The organism is Pseudobacter sp. (assembly GCF_051955275.1).
In the GTDB taxonomy this organism is placed as follows: Bacteria; Bacteroidota; Bacteroidia; order Chitinophagales; family Chitinophagaceae; genus Pseudobacter.
Genome location: NZ_JBQCGW010000160.1, coordinates 24,916 through 43,771, shown reverse-complemented (window position 1 = coordinate 43,771; position 18,856 = coordinate 24,916). Strand labels below are relative to the sequence as shown.

At 48.0% G+C, this 18,856-nt stretch carries 13 protein-coding genes; 9 read left to right on the top strand and 4 right to left on the bottom strand.

Annotation, left to right across the window (positions count from 1 at the left end; genetic code table 11):
* The 4 genes from ACTHMC_RS13725 to ACTHMC_RS13710 form a co-directional block, all read right to left on the bottom strand.
* Nucleotides 1-1,084: radical SAM protein (locus ACTHMC_RS13725; RefSeq protein WP_440413809.1), on the bottom strand; the 1,084-nt coding region annotated here is incomplete at its 3' end.
* 54 nt (nt 1,085-1,138) lie between these two features.
* Complete coding sequence (locus ACTHMC_RS13720) at nt 1,139-1,747, bottom strand: hypothetical protein (protein WP_440413808.1); 609 nt, start codon at nt 1,745-1,747, stop codon at nt 1,139-1,141.
* Nucleotides 1,748-1,781: 34 nt separating this feature from the next.
* Nucleotides 1,782-2,351 carry a hypothetical protein gene (locus tag ACTHMC_RS13715; RefSeq protein ID WP_440413806.1) on the bottom strand — a complete coding sequence of 190 codons (570 nt, stop codon included), beginning with the start codon at nt 2,349-2,351 and terminating at the stop codon, nt 1,782-1,784.
* 14 nt (nt 2,352-2,365) lie between these two features.
* Entirely contained in the window at nt 2,366-3,409 is a 1,044-nt protein-coding gene (locus ACTHMC_RS13710; protein ID WP_440413805.1) for an agmatinase family protein, read from the bottom strand.
* 193 nt (nt 3,410-3,602) lie between these two features.
* On the opposite strand from ACTHMC_RS13710, the gene ACTHMC_RS13705 reads away from it, so the two are divergent.
* The 9 genes from ACTHMC_RS13705 to ACTHMC_RS13665 all read left to right on the top strand — a co-directional run bounded on the left by ACTHMC_RS13705 (nt 3,603) and on the right by ACTHMC_RS13665 (nt 18,848).
* Complete coding sequence (locus ACTHMC_RS13705) at nt 3,603-4,157, top strand: RNA polymerase sigma factor (RefSeq protein WP_440413803.1); 555 nt, start codon at nt 3,603-3,605, stop codon at nt 4,155-4,157.
* A gap of 88 nt (nt 4,158-4,245) precedes the next feature.
* On the top strand, nt 4,246-5,412 hold the full coding sequence (locus tag ACTHMC_RS13700; protein WP_440413802.1) for a FecR family protein: 1,167 nt from the start codon (nt 4,246-4,248) through the stop codon (nt 5,410-5,412).
* Between the two features lie 227 nt (nt 5,413-5,639).
* On the top strand, nt 5,640-9,023 hold the full coding sequence (locus tag ACTHMC_RS13695; protein ID WP_440413801.1) for a SusC/RagA family TonB-linked outer membrane protein: 3,384 nt from the start codon (nt 5,640-5,642) through the stop codon (nt 9,021-9,023).
* A 12-nt stretch (nt 9,024-9,035) separates the two neighbouring features.
* Nucleotides 9,036-10,505, top strand: a complete 1,470-nt coding sequence (locus ACTHMC_RS13690; RefSeq protein ID WP_440413799.1) for a RagB/SusD family nutrient uptake outer membrane protein — start codon at nt 9,036-9,038, stop codon at nt 10,503-10,505.
* Nucleotides 10,506-10,523: 18 nt separating this feature from the next.
* Nucleotides 10,524-11,237 carry a DUF4843 domain-containing protein gene (locus ACTHMC_RS13685; RefSeq protein WP_440413797.1) on the top strand — a complete coding sequence of 238 codons (714 nt, stop codon included), beginning with the start codon at nt 10,524-10,526 and terminating at the stop codon, nt 11,235-11,237.
* Nucleotides 11,238-11,260: 23 nt separating this feature from the next.
* Complete coding sequence (locus ACTHMC_RS13680) at nt 11,261-12,799, top strand: PKD-like family lipoprotein (protein WP_440413796.1); 1,539 nt, start codon at nt 11,261-11,263, stop codon at nt 12,797-12,799.
* A gap of 96 nt (nt 12,800-12,895) precedes the next feature.
* Nucleotides 12,896-13,825: an ABC transporter ATP-binding protein gene (locus ACTHMC_RS13675; RefSeq protein ID WP_440413794.1), complete on the top strand. Its 930-nt coding sequence runs from the start codon at nt 12,896-12,898 to the stop codon at nt 13,823-13,825.
* Nucleotides 13,826-13,845: 20 nt separating this feature from the next.
* Nucleotides 13,846-16,152, top strand: coding sequence for a Gldg family protein (locus ACTHMC_RS13670; protein WP_440413792.1), 2,307 nt, complete (start codon nt 13,846-13,848; stop codon nt 16,150-16,152).
* On the top strand, nt 16,152-18,848 hold the full coding sequence (locus tag ACTHMC_RS13665) for a MutS-related protein (RefSeq protein WP_440413791.1): 2,697 nt from the start codon (nt 16,152-16,154) through the stop codon (nt 18,846-18,848). Before ACTHMC_RS13670 ends, ACTHMC_RS13665 begins: the two co-directional genes overlap by 1 nt.
* Nucleotides 18,849-18,856 lie beyond the last annotated feature (8 nt).

Genomic DNA, 18,856 nt, shown 5'->3' with positions numbered 1-18,856 from the left:
TAAGCTTGCGCAGTGCTTCATATTCCTCTACACTGTCCGTCATCCCCGGAAAAACAAAGTAGTTGATGCTCGTCCAGCCACCGAAAGAGCGCATCACTTTCAGGCTCTCCACGATGTCTTCAAACTGGTAGTTGTTAGGACGATAATAGGCTTCGTAAATATGTTTACGGGCGGAGTTGGTGCTCACGCGCATGGAGTTCAGACCCGCTTCGCACAAGGCCTTCACGGCATCGGGTTTGCTTCCGTTGGTGTTGATATTGATGGAACCTTTATCGGTATGCTTGCGCATTTCAATGATACTGCGGCGGATGGTTTCCCACATCAGCAGCGGCTCGCCTTCACAACCCTGTCCGAAACTTACGATAGGGAAGGGGGCGGACTCCAGGTGCGGCACGGTGAACTCCACGATCTCTTCCGCAGAAGGTTTGAAAGTAAGACGGTCCTGTGTGCTCACGATCTCCTCATCGCTCGGCTGGAAGGAAATGCACCCGATGCAATTGGCATTACAGGCCGGAGAGCTCGGGATGGGGCATTCCCATCTTCCCATAAAATAGTTACGGGCAGCAGGGCAGTTATAGGTAAGACAGCAATTTTCAGCCAGGTGTTTCACCAGCCTGTTATGCGGGTATGCTTTGAGGAATTCAGATACGCCGGTCTGGATCTTCACGTCATCGAAACCTGCACATTCCTGGCGGATATCTTCTTCGATGCGCACGGCAGGCACATAGAATTTATCGTTGTACCAGGCGGCGGCGGTGTAGCAGAAGAGGGGCAGAGTGGGGGCGTCGGGACCAGTCTCGTAAGCGGCCAGGTAGAGGCCGGTATGTGCAGGGGGAATGAAGGCGGCGGTGGCCCATCCCAGTTCACAGAGGCGCATTTCGCCGGTTTTCACATCGATGCCGATGCCGCGGCGGCCGGGAAGCTCGTACAGGGTGCCTCCTTCGGGTAATTCAATCCAGTCTTCCACAGGGATGGGGAACGCGTCCCATCCGGCACGGCCGATTGCGTAAAGGGAAGTGTCTTCAAAGATATTTCCCTTGCCATCAGAATACATTAAATACGGACTATCTTGTAATGCAGCCATCGGATCCTTGTTTTTTGAGCGGCACCGGCTGACCGGGCGCTACCCGATCCATGCTCAGAACCTGCCTGTTCCTAAATAATGCCTGCAAAATTCGTGAATTTGATCCAGTTCCTCGAATTCTAAATTCCTCCGGAGCTCAAAATGATAAGATTTATCGAAAGATGTCTGTACAGTGATGCTGTCGTAACGGGCATTTATGCCGTTGATATTGGTCCAGATAAAGAATTTCTGCTCAGGCAGATCGGGAATACTCACCCCTGAATGGTGTAAAGCCACATATTCTTCCGTCAGCAGCTGTTTTTCCAGGTAAAAAAGATAAAAATAGGCGGCGCTTAGCAAAATATGCACCATTCCGAAGATCCAGGTGCCTTCCAGGATCATATTGATGCCGATGCCTAAAAAGAAGAAAAATTCCACCAGGCGGAAGAAAAGGTTCACTTTGGGCATGGACTTGAGGATATTCGACCCTGCAAATACCAGGATCAGGATATCCACCGCCACCAGCAGGAGACAGCCGAGGTAGAAATAATTGGAATGATCGGAAACAGCATGGGTGATGGCATGCAAGAGGATAAAACCAGCAGCAGCCAGGTGCAGGAAGCGGCCTGACCGTTTCAGCTTCTGGAAATCCGGATGCACTACCGGAAGGGAAAGGGAATTCATACAGTGCAGTTTTAGGGTAGATGCACAAATGGAATTATTCCACAGGAACCTGGCCTGCTTTTTTTAATTGTTGTTCGCAGTACAGATTGAACTCGTCCTCGTCGGCCTCGTCTTCCTCATCGTCCACCACTTCCTGCTGCATTACCCTGTTATTCACAAAGTCGAGCGTGATCCATCCGTCTTTCAATACAATATTATTGAACTGGTTCCAGGTGTATCTTTTTTTAAAGAGGGAATTGATCACAACCCCATTGTCGGAAAAACCGATCTCGAGGGAATATTTCAGCTGGTATTCCAGCCACGCCATTGCGATGAAGAAGAAGAACAGCCAGGGCATGAAAGGCATTTTCATCCACACCAATGCTGCAATGAGCAGGGCGCGGCTGTAATACACCTTATTCCCTCTGGAGGATTGCCAGGTATTATAGATCAGTACGCCGATAATGAAAACGGCGCCGATGGGAAGCGCAATACTGGTATGTTTGGGCCTGGTGATGAATAAATTCAGGAAGAACAGCACGGATATGAGACTGAGCACAATCCCGATGAGATTGACGATCTTGTATTTCTGGTTCTTGAGACTGACAACGTACTGTTGTACCATGCGTTGTGAATAGGTTATGAATTGCTTGCCACCAGCAAATTACATAACTTCCACAAAACACGCGCACTAACATTGGAGTCCCATTCCATATCTCCCACACCGGTTTCGCTGAGGTCGAATCCGATGATGGTCCGGCCGCTCTGCAATACCCTTTTCAGCAGGTAGAAGATCTGTGCCGTTTCAAATCCTCCGGGAACGGGTGTTCCGGTATTGGGGCAGAGTTTGGGGTCCAGCCCGTCTATATCGAAACTAACGTATACCTGTGTGGGCAGTTTTTCCACGATCTCGTCTGCGATCTTTTTCCAGGTATCGCCTTCAAATAATCTTTCTTTAATGTCTTTGTCGAAGAAGGTAACCACACGGCCTTTGTTCTGCTGCAGGTAATCCCATTCTTCCTGGCAGTAATCACGCACGCCCACCTGTACCAGTTTGCTGAGAGCAGGCAGCTCCTGCAACGCGTTGTACATGATGCTGGCATGGCTGTAATTGAAATTCTCGTAAGATTTACGGAGATCGCAGTGGGCATCTATCTGCAGGATCCCGAAATCAGGATATTTTTCAGAAATGGCTTTGAAGTAACCGAGGGGAGTGCTGTGGTCGCCACCCAGCAGGCCAACCAGTTTACCATCCTGCAGGAGCTGACGGGTCTGTTCGTACACCCAGTTGTTGAGGTAAACGCCGCCTTCATTGATCTCCTTGAGGGATTTGCACATGAAGTTGTTCTTTTCAACCAGTTCTCCTTTGGAGGTATAATCTATGTAGAGTTCCGCTTCTTTGCGGAGGTAATCGCTTTTGAGGAGCACTTTGCGGTCGGGCTTGCGCATGAAGAAGCCCTGTTTCCAGGCCTGGTTGCACTCTGCATCGAAGAGGTCAACCTGCATGCTTGCCTTGAAAATATGATCTGCTGCGCGGGCCGTGCCTGCGTTGTAGCTGACGGTCACTTCCCAGGGTACCGGCAAAATCACCAGCCGGGCATCATCCTCGGTGAAGGGTAAGCCAAAAATATTGTTATTCGGATTACTGGCCCCGTTGGCATCGAAATGCGATAAGTCTGTCATGATTGAAGGAACTACTCCCGTTTAAAAAGCCGTGCAAGGTAGCACAGTTATAGTAAGAAGCAAAATAATCTGGATAAGTTGCATCCTGAACTATCGGGACCCTGGTTTTCAGGCAGTTCTCCGCCCCGGTTTATACACAACTTTTCTTTATTATTGTATCCTTAACTGCTTAATCCCTTACCCGGAGGCCCTGATGTTGTTGGATACCGAAATCATACAAGCCTTTACAACAGGCAATGACGCCGCTTTTGAACAGGTGTACAAAACCTATTTCAAAAGGCTTGCGTATTTCGCCAATAAGCTCATCAACCATCCGGAACAGGCTGAGGATATCACCACAGAAGCATTGCTGAAATTATGGGACCGTCGCCGGCAGTTCAACAATCCATCGCATATCAAATCCTGGCTTTATTTAACGGTCCGCAATGCCTGCATCAATTATATACAGGAGTCTGAACGGCATAACCGCTCACACCAGGAGATCAGTTATCTTACCAACAGTAATGAAGAAGATCACGACCGTCACCGCATCGACGCGGAACTGATCAATGAGATACAACAGCAATTACAGACCTTGCCTTCCCAATGCGCCCAGGTATTTGAGCTCATCTACTTCAGGGGCAAATCCACCAGTGAAACCGCAGACCTTCTCCAGACCAGCACCAAGAATGTGCTCAACCAGAAACTGAAAGCCATCAAATTACTGAAAGCAGCCCTGCTGAAACGCGGACTGATGCTGCTTTTGTAATCATCTGAAAAAAAAAGTTTGGCTTTCGCGATGGAAAAACCTTTCCCTGCCTGTATTAGTATTATAGAACCTTCCTTAAAGTATTACAATGGGCAATCAGCCATTAATTGAAGAGTTACTGATCAAAGAATTGGAACAACCGCTGACTGCGGAAGAACAGGATATTGTGAATGAATGGCTGCAGGCTTCCCCGTTGAATCAGGAGTTGTACAACAGCTTCCGCGATAAAGAAGCGCTGGAGAAAAAAATGGCGGAGTTCAATCAGTTCGATGAAAACAGGGCATGGAATAAACTGGTGGCTTCCGGAAAATGGACGCCTGCCAGATCAAACAATACTGTTTACCGCCTTATCCGCAGGAACTGGCAGTACGCTGCTGCCGTTCTTATTCTGAGTATCGGCGCAGGCATTTTTTATCTCAATATGCCTTCCGGAGATCCCTCCCTACCTACAGATCCCGTACTGGCAGGGAAGGAGGAGATCGTTCCGGGTTCCAATAAAGCGGTGCTTACCATCGGTGATTCCGTGATCAACCTGAGCGATGATAAATCAGGCATCATTGCAGGTACGCAAGGTATCGTGTACAACGATGGGGAACGGATCGCCCAGGCATCACAAACCATCACACTCACCACACCGCGTGGCGGTCATTATGAGGCTACGCTGCCCGATGGTTCAAAAGTGTGGCTGAATGCGGCATCGAGCATACGGTTCCCATCGAAGTTCAACAGCACGGACAGAACAGTGATTGTAACCGGTGAAGTGTTCCTGGAAGTGGCAAAAAATCAGCAGGCTCCTTTTTCTGTAACTGCCGGCAATACCAATGTACGCGTTCTGGGCACCAGCTTCAACATCAATGCTTACGATAATGAACCCGTTGTAAAAACAACCCTGGTGGAGGGTAGTGTGCGGGTGGGACCGGACGGAGCCAATAGCGGAGCCATGGTGCTGAGGCCCGGACAGCAGGCCGTTTCAGCCAGTAACGGGGTGGTGAATGGCGTTGAAACACCCGATCTTTCCGGCATACTTGCCTGGAAAAATGGCTTCATCAGTTTTGATAATATGGATTTCAAAACCGTGATGCGCCAGCTGGAAAGATGGTACGATGTGAAAGTGGAATATAAAGGCGCAGCCCCCACCGTGAAGCTGAATGGAGAACTCGACAGGCAGGTGCCACTGACAGATGTATTGAATTACTTATCCCGACTCAACATAAAGTTCGAAAGAAATGGCAGAACAATCACGGTACTGCCCTAAACCCTAAACTATGGAATCGCGCTGAATAAAAAACCGGAAGTGTTTGAGCCACTCCCGGTAGAAGTTCAGGCTATTAAAAAACATGGTCTCGCGAAAGACTGCTTATTAATTAACCAAAACGTACCAAAGTTATGCAAAATGTGGTTTCCTTCTCCTTCAAGGAGGAATCCGCCATGGGCCGGACATTGCGCCCGGACAAGCGGAGATTAAAGCCAATACTATTAGGTATGAAACTAACTGCTGTATTCTTTCTGGCTGCTTTCTTAAATGTGAGCGCCACCGGATTCTCCCAGAACGTGAGTTATTCCGGTAAAAATGTACCCATCGAAAAAGTGTTTGTTGAATGCAAAAAACAAACAGGGTACAGTTTTCTCTATCCCAGTTCATTGCTGAACATCGCATTTCCGGTCACTATCGATGCAAAAGAAGTACCACTGGAAAAATTCCTGCAGGAGCTGTTCAGCGGACAACCCATCGGTTATGAGATCAGGAACAGATCCATCCTGCTCTTCCAGAAACCATTAAACCCCACTCCTTTAAGTCCTAAACACGTTGACAATATCAGGATCTACAATTTACCGGAAACAGCATTCCCGGTAAAGATCAAGGTAATCGATTCACTTGGCCAGCCGCTGGTACGCGCCTCTGTACTGGTGAGGAATAAAAAGATATCTGTTGTGACAGATGCAGAAGGTATTGCGGCTATCCAGGCCGAAATCGGCGATGTGATAGAGATCAGTTTTGTGGGGTATGAAACCTTCACGCATACGGTGAAAGACAGGAACAATGTGGTCTTCATCAGGCTGAAACTTTCCGAGAAAGGAATGGATGAAGTGGTAACCGGTTATACCAAACTCCGTAAAGAAAGTTTTACCGGCAACTCCATCCGTGTTACACAGGAAGAGATCCTCAAAGTTGGTAACAGAAATGTGATCAGTGCACTGCAGGTATTTGATCCGTCATTCAGGCTGGAAGTAAATAATGTGATGGGATCGGACCCCAACACATTGCCTGAATTCTATATCAGGGGCCGTTCCGGTATCGGTGTGAAATCACTGGACCAGACAGACCTGTCGGAGGCTGTGCTCAAAAGCAATCCCAACCTGCCCATCTTCATCCTGGATGGTTATGAGATCTCCGTTGAGCGCGTATACGATTATGATATCACCCGTATTGCCAGCGTCACTATTCTCAAAGATGCTGCTGCAACAGCTATCTACGGATCACGTGCCGCCAACGGTGTGGTAGTATTGCGGACAGTTGCGCCGATACCCGGCAAACTGCGCGTGGAATATAATGTGGTTGGCTCTCTGGCCATACCCGATCTCTCTGATTATAACCTGATGAATGCAGAAGAAAAGATCCGCGCTGAAGAACTCGCTGGTTTTTATATCCCAAATCCTGTTACCGGTGGCCAGGTAGTAAAAGAGCTGCTGGAAAAAAAGAACCAGGTAGCACGCGGTGTGAATACAGACTGGATCTCCCAGCCACTCCGTAATGCCTGGAATGGCAAACATACACTCTCCTTTGATGGTGGCTTTGAACAACTGAGGTTCAGCGCGATGCTGAAATACGATCTGGAGAAAGGCGTGATGAAAGGCGCACAGCGCCAGCGTAAAGGAGCAGGCCTGATCCTCGACTACCGTGTTGGAAACTTACAGATCAGGAATGATTTCAACTATGACGCGGTGAATGCCACTGAATCTCCCTACGGAAGTTTATCAGACTATACCACCAAGAACCCTTACGATGAGATTTATGATGAAAATGGCAGGCCGTTAAGAACCACCAGGGATTGGCGTTTTGTGGCGAGCCCGTTCACTTTGAAAAACCCGATCTACGAAGCGCTGACCACCGAAAATTTCAGCACCAATGGTTACCAGAGCTTCACCAATAATACAGGCCTGGTGTGGAGACCGTTCTCCAAGGTCACATTCCGTGGCGACCTGATGGTAGGCCGCAATCTGAAAAGATCGGATGCCTTTACGGATCCTTTATCAGGTACGCAGGTGGGCAGCCTGGGAGATCCCAATATGCAGGGAAAGCTCGCGATCACCAGAACAGATGAGGTTATTTTAAACTCCAATCTCTCTGCCAACTATGTGAATAATATCGGTGGCCACAATATGAACTTTACAACCGCCCTGAACGTGCGCGAGAACAGGGGCACCCAGGTGTCGGAATTCTATACCGGTTTCCCTTCAGGTGCGCTGCGTTCCCCGAACTATGCTGCCGCCATGGAACGCAAATCAACCTATGTTGAAAATATCGAAAGACTGATCGGCGCGCTGGTGGGGCTCAACTATACATACAGGGACATTTACCTCCTTGATCTGTCGGGAAGGGTGGATGGCTCTTCTCAGTTCGGGTCAGAAAAAAGATTCGCGCCCTTCTGGTCTGTAGGAACCGGCATCAACCTGCACAATTATTCCTTTATGAAAGGGAATAATATCTTCAACAGGCTCAGGATAACAGGTTCAATAGGGCAAACCGGTAAAACCGGTTTCTCTCCCTACGATGCAAAAGGAACTTATGAGATCCAGCAAAGCAGGTACACGACAGGGACTGGCTTATTGCTGAAAGCAATGGAAAATCCCAATCTCACCTGGGAGATCACCAATAAGACCGACCTGGTACTTGATATGGGATTATTCAAAAACAAACTGTCCATTAATTTCAACTGGTACAACCAGCTCACTACTGACCTAGTGAATGATGTTGATATGCCCATGTCTTCAGGATTCCTTACCTATAAAGACAATGTGGGAAAGATCAGGAACAGGGGCTTTGAGATCAATGTACGGACCGATCTGTTCAGAACGAAGAAGTTCTACCTGAACCTCTATGGCAGATTCAGTAGCAATAAGAATACCCTGGTGGAATTATCCAATTCTTTGAGAAGGTACAATGAACTGGTGAACCAGCAGTACGACGGTTATGCAAATACCTCGTCAGTGTTGGGAGATCCCTCTATCAAAGTCAAATACTCTACTGCCCATACTAAATTCGTAGAAGGAGGATCAGTTACATCCATCTTCGGAATGCGGTCGCTGGGTATCAACCCTGCCGATGGTAAGGAAATATTCATGCGCCCAGATGGCACCATCACTTATATCTGGTCTGCCAATGACCAGGTGATCATTGGAGACGCAACACCGAAAGGACAGGGGTCATTTGGTTTTAACGCAGCATACAAAGATTTTACACTCTCCGCTTCTTTCCTCTACCAGTTTGGTGCACAGGAATACAATTACACTTATTTGTATAAAGTAGAGAATGTGGACCTGTATGCAACCAATGCCGACCGCCGTGTGCTGGACCAGCGCTGGTTACAACCCGGAAACCGCACACCATTGAAAGATATCGCTGAAAGGAATTACATCACCAGGCCTACATCGAGATTTATCCAGAACAATAATTATATCAGGTTCAATTCTCTTGCCCTGACTTACAATTTCGATCAGCGAAGAGTGGCAAAAATGGGATTGACCAGGCTGAGCGTTCAGCTGAACACCAATAACCTGGCCACTATTTCAACCATCAGGATGGAACGTGGGCTTTCATCTCCGTTCACACGCAATTTTGATTTTACCATTAGAGCCGTATTTTAAAAGATTCCGATCATGAAAAAAATAACCCTGTTTTTTATCATTGTTTCCGCCTTCACCGGCTGTAAGAAATGGTTGGAAGTACAGCCATCGGACCTGATCGTGGATACTGAATTGTTCACTAAGGCAACAGGCTTCCGTAACGCGCTGAATGGAGTATATATACAGGCCGCCAGGCAACCCCTGTATGGTAAGAACCTGAGCTGGGGGCTGCCCAGTTCTTTCAGCCAGGAATATGCGCTGAACAGAATGGGAACGGAGCAACAGATCGCCCAGGAATTTGATCAGAACCATGCCAACAGTAAAGCGCTGATCGATAATATCTGGAGCACGGCCTATAATAATATCACCAACTGCAACAAGTTACTGAAAGAGATAGAAGGACTGGGAGAAGACAAGTTCCTTGATGGCCGTTCTGAACGCAACCTGATCATTGGTGAAGCTACTGCCATGCGTGCGCTGATGCACTTTGAAATACTGCGGCTATATGCTCCGTCCCCTGCACAGGACGTGAGTGGAAAATATATTCCCTATGTCAGCACCTATCCTGCTAAACTGAACCCGCCGGTGGCTACCAGCCAGGTGATTGAACAGATCATCAGTGATCTGGAAAAAGCACAGGGCCTGGTGGCAGAAAGCGACACACTCACGTATCGCGATGGACTGGGCAATGGTATCAGTACCATGCTGGGAGGAATGGGCTTTAATCCGACCGGCGGTTCATTTTTCACTTTCAGGATGCACAGGCTCAATTATGTTGCCATCCATGCTTTGCTGGCCCGTGTATATCTCTATACCGGCAACTTCGCAAAAGCAAAACAGGCCGCAAAATATGTGTATGATAATTTCGGACCGCATGGAAGATTGAACTGGTGGCACTTCACTGCCGAAACAAATACATCTGGTAGTAACAGGCATAATAAAATGGCCAGTGATATTTTGTTTGCCGCCTATGATGCAGACCTGCTGGCAAACATCAGCAACAGCTTCTTTGGCAACTACCGGATCTCTCCGGATGTTGACCAGTGGTTCCCCGCTTCCGACCGTGATTACCGCGCAGGGTATGTTTCAGACGTTCAAACGGATGTGGTTACTCAGATGGGAAAAGTGTCTGAGAAATGGGACGAAAGCCGCTCCGCAACTCCTGAAGTCAGAGGCCAGAATACCATTATCCCGGTGATCCGCCTCAGTGAAGTGTATTATATCTACAGTGAAATGCTGTTCAAAGACGGACAGGTGAATGAAGCCCTGACCGTGCTGAACCAGGTAAGGAATGCAAGAGGCAAACTCACCACTTTCAGCCTCACCGACGAGCAGTCGTTTTACGATGAACTGCTGGCGGAATACCGCCGCGAGTTCCTGACAGAAGGACAAACATTCTATGCCTTCAAGCGCCTGCGCAGGAATCTCATGCGCGGTACACAGGTGATTCCGATGGACAACCGGTTTACACTTCCCATTCCCCAGCAAGAGCAAATTTTCTAACACCAGGAAAAAGACTCCATGAAAAAGACATCGAACAATAAAATACTGATATGGGCACTGGCATCCGCCATCTGCTTCGTTTCCTGCAAGAAAGAAGAGATCCCCTTGTACGGCAATAACCGGTACGTACAATTCACATCCGATATCCGGGATTCCATCGCATTCTCCTTTTTCTATCATCCAGGAAAAGACGAAGAAACCATCGGCATTCCAGTGAAGCTGGTGGGCGACCTGGGGTCGCAGGACGCGGGCTATCGTGTTGAAGTACTGGCCAGCGAAAGCACGGCATCTACCAGCAATTACAGTCTTCCCGCAGAACAGGTATTCCGTAAAGGTGTTGCCAAAGACACTGCCTGGGTGACCCTGAAAAAAACACCGGACCTGGATACAAAAGATGTGAGACTGGTACTACGCATCACCGGAAGCCAGGAACTTGCTCCGGGCCAGACAGACTGCACTTTCAAGGTAATACGCATAACCGCCACTGTTAGTAAGCCATTGTGGTGGGACGCCAATATGAACCAGTACTACATGGGCAGATACAGCGAGAAGAAATTCCGCACGTTCATGAATGTGACCGGTGTGGGTGATCTCACTCCACTGAACAACAGTGAGCGGCTGATCCTGATGCTGCAGTTCAAATATTACCTGATCGAGCAAAAGGCAAACGGTACACCCGTGTACATGGAAGATGGTGCGGATATGCTCAGCACAGTTCCGCTGTTAGGCTAATCATTCAACCAAAACTGATTACTATGACATTGAAATATATAACCCGCTGGCTCTTCATTTTAGCAGTTGTACTGCAGGTATCATGCATAAAAGACAAGGGCAATTATCAATTTGAAGCCGGTAACCCTGTGAACATCACTTATCCTGTCAGTCCCATTCTGGCTGTAATTGATGAACCACTCACCATTACACCCAACAGGGAGTTCCTGGTGGCCGGCAAAACCGTTAACGATTATGATCATGAGTGGTACCTGGAAGGGACCCTGATCTCAAAAGAGCCCAATCTCAGCTTCAATGGCACCAAATCAGGCCAGTTCCTGCTGATGTACAATATGATCGATAAAGCCACCGGTGTAAGGCATGGATTGAAGTCTGGTGTTTATATCCAGGTTATTTCCCCGTATGAAACGGGCTGGAATATCCTGTATGAAAAAAACGGAGAATCGGAGATCGCGCATGTGCGCGCCACCCCAACCGGATATAAAGACCAGGTGGGATTGTATAAAGAAAAGAACAACGGCGAATCCCTCGGCAGTATTCCGATGCGTATCAAAGATTATGCAGTGAATGGTGGTAGAGGACTGGCCATTATTCAACAGGGAGGCCAGGGCTCAGTGGAGCTGGATGGTTTCACGTTTGAAAAGAAACTGGTGATGAATGAATCCTTTGCCGGAGGCGTACCTGCCGGATTGAAACCTGTGAATGCCGGATTTTATGAATCTTCCGATGTTATCTTGAATGAAGACGGAAAGCTGTATCCAAGGCTCTTTCAGGCCAATCCCATAGCCTTTACTGTTCCCTGGCTGAACATTCCCGTGCAGACAAAATATCCGATGAAGATCACGCATCTCTGGGATGTATGGGCCATCAATACTTTTTACACTTTCATGTATGATGAGCTTAATAACAGGATCCAATATGTGTTACTGAAAGGAATAGCCACGATCACGCCTGGCAACCCGGGCGGTATGCTGCAGATAGATTCTGTTCCGGAGCCGCCATCTTACATGCCTGTGATGCCTGGCTATATCAACCCTTCCAAGCCGCTTACTGGTTACAGTTATATCTGGGGCAGTACCTTCAAGGATATCCAGGGATTCACTACCATGCCTGCGTTCCTGGTGAAAGAGCAGGCTACCAATGAAGTGTATATCCAGACCTTCAATTTCACCAGTGTTCTGGGCATTCAGACCATTCATATGCCAGGAGTAAAGCAGGTATTCAGTGGTAAAGACCGCCTGACGCCTGCATCGAAATTCGTGGCCATCAAAAGCAGGAGTTTCCTCTTTTTCTCCGGCGATGGGGATAACCGGGGATTGTATTATTACGATGTAACACTGGGAGGCGCCACTAAATTATACGCCCATCTTCCTGCAAGTATCACTGCGCTCCGTCAGAGTGATGATGGAGAGCAACTGGCCGTAGGCCTGGCAGATGGAACTGTGATCTTCTATGATATCTCTAACCAGACCATGATCAATGGCGCACCTGTTGAACTGCACCGGTTATCCGGGCTCGGGCGCGTTGCTGACATAACAGCAAGGGGAGGATACCAACTATAAAATAATTCCAATAACATAAACAACGGCACCCTGCTGAAACACCTGTAAAAACAGGTGCAGGGGCCCCTTTTGCTCAAAAAAAATAAACAGTCAATAATGGAGGAGTCAATTGTAAAAATCGAAGGACTGTCGCACCGCTACAGTGTGCAATGGGCTGTTCGTGACATCAACCTGGAGCTGAACAGGCGTGGCATTTTCGGTTTGCTGGGTGCAAACGGTGCAGGAAAATCAACCATCATGAATGTGGTATGCGGCGTGATAAAACCTACCAGGGGAACCATCACCATCAGGGGTATAGATATTCAGAAGAACCCCGTGGAAGCAAAAAAGTTCATGGGCTTCCTGCCGCAGCAACCACCGCTTCAGGGAGAGTTCAATGTGGAAGAGTTTCTGACCTATGCTGCCAGTATCAGGTTGATGAACGATAAGGATATCCCTGCAGCCGTTGCAGATGTAATGGAAAGATGCGGCCTCTCGCACGTAAAGGAACGCCTCATCAAAAACCTCTCCGGTGGTTACAAACAGCGTGTGGGCATTGCACAGAGCATCATCCATAAACCGGAGTTTGTGGTACTGGATGAGCCAACCAATGGACTGGACCCTAACCAGATCCTGGAGGTGCGTCAGCTGATCAGGGAGATCAGTCAGTATTGTACTGTGATCCTTTCTACCCATATCCTGCAGGAAGTACAGGCACTCTGTGATCATATCTGGATGATCAATGATGGTGTTGTGGTATTCTCCGGAGGCATGGATGAGTTCGACAACTACATCGCACCAAATACTTTACTGGCTTCATTCCTGGCAAAGCCGCCAAAAGAAGAACTGATGAATGTACCCGGTATTACCGGTGTTGAAGAACTGGATGGCAATAAAGTGCGCGTGCGTTTTGCGGCCTGGCCTGAATCTGCGGAAAAACTGATCGAAGTAAGCCAGGCAAAACGCTGGAGGCTGGTGGAGATCAATCTTGAAAAGAGCTCGATGGAAGCCATCTTCAACGAGTTGTCGAACAAACAATCACAATAATCATTTACAACTGAACAATAATGAAAGTAATCTGGAAAATAGCAAAGGCTGAGTTGCAAGCAATGTTTTACTCGCCCGTAGCATGGTTGATACTTATTATTTTTACTTTCCAGCTGGGCATAGGGTACAGTGGAGCGTTTGATAGCCTTATGCGTAATGTTACCATGGGTTTTATTAAATTGAACCTCCCCACAAGCCAGACCTTTATACTCTGGTCAAACCCCGGAGCCGTTTTCCCATCTACTACCAGCTATCTGTACCTGTATGTGCCATTGCTGACCATGGGAGTGATCAGCCGGGAACTGAGCACAGGCAGTATCAAAATGTTGTATTCATCTCCCGTTACCAATAATCAGATCATCTTCGGAAAATATCTTTCCCTGGTTATCTATGGTCTTCTCCTGATGATCGTGATTGCTCTCTTTGGTATTCACACAACCATCGGTGTCAAGGACGCTGATTTCCCATTGATCCTCTGTGGTATGCTGGGTGTTTTCCTGCTCTTCTGTACCTATGCTTCCATAGGCCTTTTCATGTCATCCCTTACTTCCTATACCGTAGTGTCTGCCATGGGTACGCTGGCCTTGCTGGCCGGTCTGGCTTACAGCCGGACTCTCTGGCAGGATGTGGAAGGAGTACGCGAGCTCACTTATTGGTTGTCTATTTCCGGAAGGGTTGATTCGTTTATCATGGGGATGATCACCACTGACCGTGTCCTTTACTTCTTACTCATCACCATTATGTTCATTGCGTTTACTGCGATCCGCATGAACTCGATGAGGCACAAGAGCAGCTTCATCGTATCCTTTGCCAAATATGCCGGAGTAGTGGTAGTGGTGTTTGGCCTGGGTTTTATCAGTGCACAACCTGTTTTTAAAGGATACATAGATGTAACTGACACCAAAGCTAATACGCTTACCAAATCCAGCCAGGAAGTAGTGAGCAAGCTGGGCGACGAAGATCTTACTATCCATACGTATGCCAATATGCTGGATAAGAATTTCTATTTCGCCTTGCCGGTCATGTACCAGATGGACAGGATGATCTTTGAACAATACACCCGTTTCAAGCCAAAGATCAAAATGAAGATGGAGCGCTATTACGAGATCGTGCCCAACCCGATGTACGACAGGCAATATCCTAATATGACTGCCAAACAGCGTATGGATACTGTTTCCAAGCTCATGAACTTTACCTTCCCCATCAAACCTTATGAAGAGATCAAACAACAGGTAGATCTCTCCGGTGAAAATTTCCGCTTTGTAAGACTGCTGCAGAAAGCAGATGGTAAGCAAACCTTCCTCAGGGTATTTGAAGATCCGCAGGTAATGCCTACTGAGCGCGAGATCACAGCTGCCTTCAAAAGACTGGTGATGGACCTGCCCACTGTAGGTTTCATTACAGGGCATGGTGAGCGTCAGAGCACTTCCTTTCAGGACCGTGGCTATAACCTGATTGCCCAGGAAAAAACATTCCGCTATGCACTTATCAACCAGGGTTTTGATATCAAGGATGTTCCGTTGACCAATGATATTCCTGATGATATCAAGATCGTAGTGATCGCAGAGCCCCGTACTGCACTGAGCCCGGAAGAACTGGCGCGTATCAACCGCTATGTGGACCGTGGTGGTAATATGCTCATCATGGGTGAACCGGATTCCCGCGAACACCTCAATCCCATCATTGCACCGCTGGGTGTACAACTGGAGCCAGGTATCCTGGTGGAACCAACTGCAAAATACCAGCCTGATCTGTTGACCGTTACCCCAACTGCCGCAGGTGGCGCTGCATCCATGTACCTCGCAAGCCTGAGAAAAGGTCAGGGTGTTATTACGATGCCGGGAACAGCTCCGTTGTCTGTTACACCTGCCCAGGGATTCAAAGCAGAGACCTGGTTCACTTCAGATACAACAGGCTCGTGGAATGAACTGGAAACAAAAAACTTCGTTGATGATTCCGCTACGCTCAATACAGCAGCAGGAGAAAAAGCCGAACCATTCGCCACGGTGGTATCGCTCTCCAGGGACGTAAAAGGGAAAACACAGAAAATCATCGTTACCGGTGATGCCGACTGGATCAGCAATGCCGAGCTCGGTGCTCAGCGCTATGATCTCAAAGCTTTTAATTTCAATATGATCCTGGCTGCATTCTATCATTTATCCGATAATGAAGTGCCTATCGATATGACCAGACCTGACCCGAAGGATGATACCGCCCGCACAGGCGCCGGTGCATGGGCATTCAGCAAAGTACTGCTGAAATGGGTACTTCCATTGGCATTGTTAGCATTCAATTTGTTACTGTGGATCAAAAGAAGAGGTAAATAATGAGCTTCATTACAGACCAGCAAACGCTGAACGATCTTAGCATTTTCAGCAAAAGTGGAAAGCCTTCCATTTATGCGTTCTTTAATCAGACCCATACGACAGGGGGCGCGGAATTACTGGAACAGATGTTCCGTGCCCCCCTGTCAAACAGGGAAGACATCAATCGCAGAAGCGCTATTTTCCGGCACTTCCAGCAACTGAAGCCGCAACTGCCATTCCTCCCGGAATGGTTTGATGCAGCGCAACAGTACCTCGGGAATTCGGATGAACGTACCCGCCTGACGCATGAAGACAATACCTTAAAAAGGAAATTCTCCACCCTGATAGGATCGGATACCAGTTACCAGTTTGTGCTGGCAGGCGTGAATGCCGTAGCCAATATCGTAACTGCCATCTACGCTTTTGTGCATTCCAATACTTTAAAGGGGAATGAAGACCTGGAAAAGGAATCTGCAGCAGTAATGCAAAGGATGGACCATCCCGCATTCGCGGAAGTGCTGTCGTTGTCCGCTGAGAAAAAAAGAAGCTTTGAACAGACAGCCATGCTGGACCGCCTGTTCCGATTCACGATGCGCGATACCATTTTAAAGATCGTCGGTTACTGTTACGCGATAGACGTGTACCATTGTGTAGCCAATGTAGCATCTAAAATGGAACTGGCGTTTGCTGAAGCGGCTGCAGGCAATACGCAGCTCGTGATGAAAAAAGCGTATCACCCCCTGGTGGAAAAAGCAGTGGGTAATGACTTTGAATTAATGCCCGGACAGCAGGTGGTATTCCTGACCGGCGCCAATATGGCCGGCAAATCCACCTTCATGAAAACCCTGGGCATCTGTGTCTACCTGGCCCATATGGGATTTCCGGTGCCTGCCACCAGTATGCGTTTTGCAGTGCGGGATGGGATCTTTACCACCATCAACCTGGCCGATAACCTGAACATGGGACATAGCCATTTCTATGCAGAAGTACTGCGTGTAAAGAATATCGTAGAACAGGTGAAGCAGGGACATAACCTCTTCGTGATCTTTGATGAGCTCTTCCGCGGTACCAACGTGAAAGATGCGGGCGATGGTACTGTAGCCATCACTCATGCTTTTGCGCAACAGCACCAGAGCCTCTTTGTGGTATCTACCCATATCATTGAAGCTGCTGATGAATTAAAGAAACGTTGCGATAATATCCGTTACGTGTACATGCCAACCTATATGGAAGGCTCTGTACCACGGTATACCTACACTTTGGAAGAAGGCGTTACGGGCGACAGGCATGGCATGCTGATCATCAATAACGAAGGCATGCTGGATATGCTCAGCAATGCAACTGCTCAAAATGCTGCTGGAGAGCAGTCTGTTTTTCAAACAGACAAACAAACCCTGGATGACCTGAATATCCTGGGTAAATACAAACAGAATTCCATTTTCAGTTTATTCAATGCTACAAAGACCCGGGATGGAGAACGCTTGCTGGACCAGCTCTTTACTTTCCCGCTGACGGATGCCAAAACCATCAACGAACGATCTGCCCTCTACGGATTTTTCAGCAGGCAGGAACTTCAATTCCCGGTCTCGGCAGCACAGTTTATAAAAATGGAAGAGTTTGTGAAAGACCGCCCCTTCGACAGTGCGCTTCAACTGACGCTTCGCGGAACAAGAAGGCAGGCGCTGAGTTTGCTGGGAGTGAAAAAGGAAATGGAACTGGCTGCTGAAGGACTGTTTGGCACATTAACAGTATTTGATGCGGTCCGGAATTTCCTGCAGGCTCCCTGGGCTAAAGACGCACCGCCGGTTATCGGGGCAATGGTGGAAGAAGCCTTATTGATCCTTTCCGATCCAATGCTGAAGTCTTCAAACATCGGGAAAAAGGCTGATGCAGTTTCCTGGAAACTGTTACTGAAATACGAGGTATTGCTGTTCAATAAAATGAACAGATCCATTTCCCGTTTACTGGGCATCCTTTATGAGCTGGATGTTTACATTTCAGTAGGCAATACTGCAAAACGGATCGGACTTTCCTTTGCCACAGCCATTGCAGAAGGAGGGGAGCTCAGTATGAAGAATGCCTTTCACCCGGCTATTCCCAATGCCAAAGGAAACGATATCAGCTTTACGCAGCAACGGAACTTCATGTTCCTCACCGGCGCGAACATGGCCGGTAAATCAACGATCATGAAAACGACGGGCGTATGTGTTTACCTGGCGCATATGGGTTTTCCTGTGCCTGCCCGTGACATGCGGTTCACGCCCATGGAAGGTATATACACCAGCATCAATGTAGCCGATAACCTGAATATGGGTTACAGCCATTTCTATGCAGAAGTCCTGCGCGTAAAACATATTGCAACACAGGTAGCTGCACAGAAGCGCCTGTTTGTAATGTTCGACGAACTGTTCAAAGGCACCAACGTGAAAGACGCTTATGATGCCACCCTGGCTTTCTCGCAGGCTTTCCATGCTTTCAACAGGTGCATATTTATCATCTCCACACATATTGTGGAAGTAGGAGTGGCACTGGGAGAAAGCCATACCACTACACAATTCAAATACATGCCTACAGTGATGGATGGCAATACGCCCGTCTATACCTATTCAATAGCCAATGGCATCTCGGATGACAGGCACGGCATGGTGATCATCAGGCAGGAAGGTATACTGGATATGCTTTCAGCCATTGCAGAAAAAAAAATCATCCATTCATAAGTGACCAA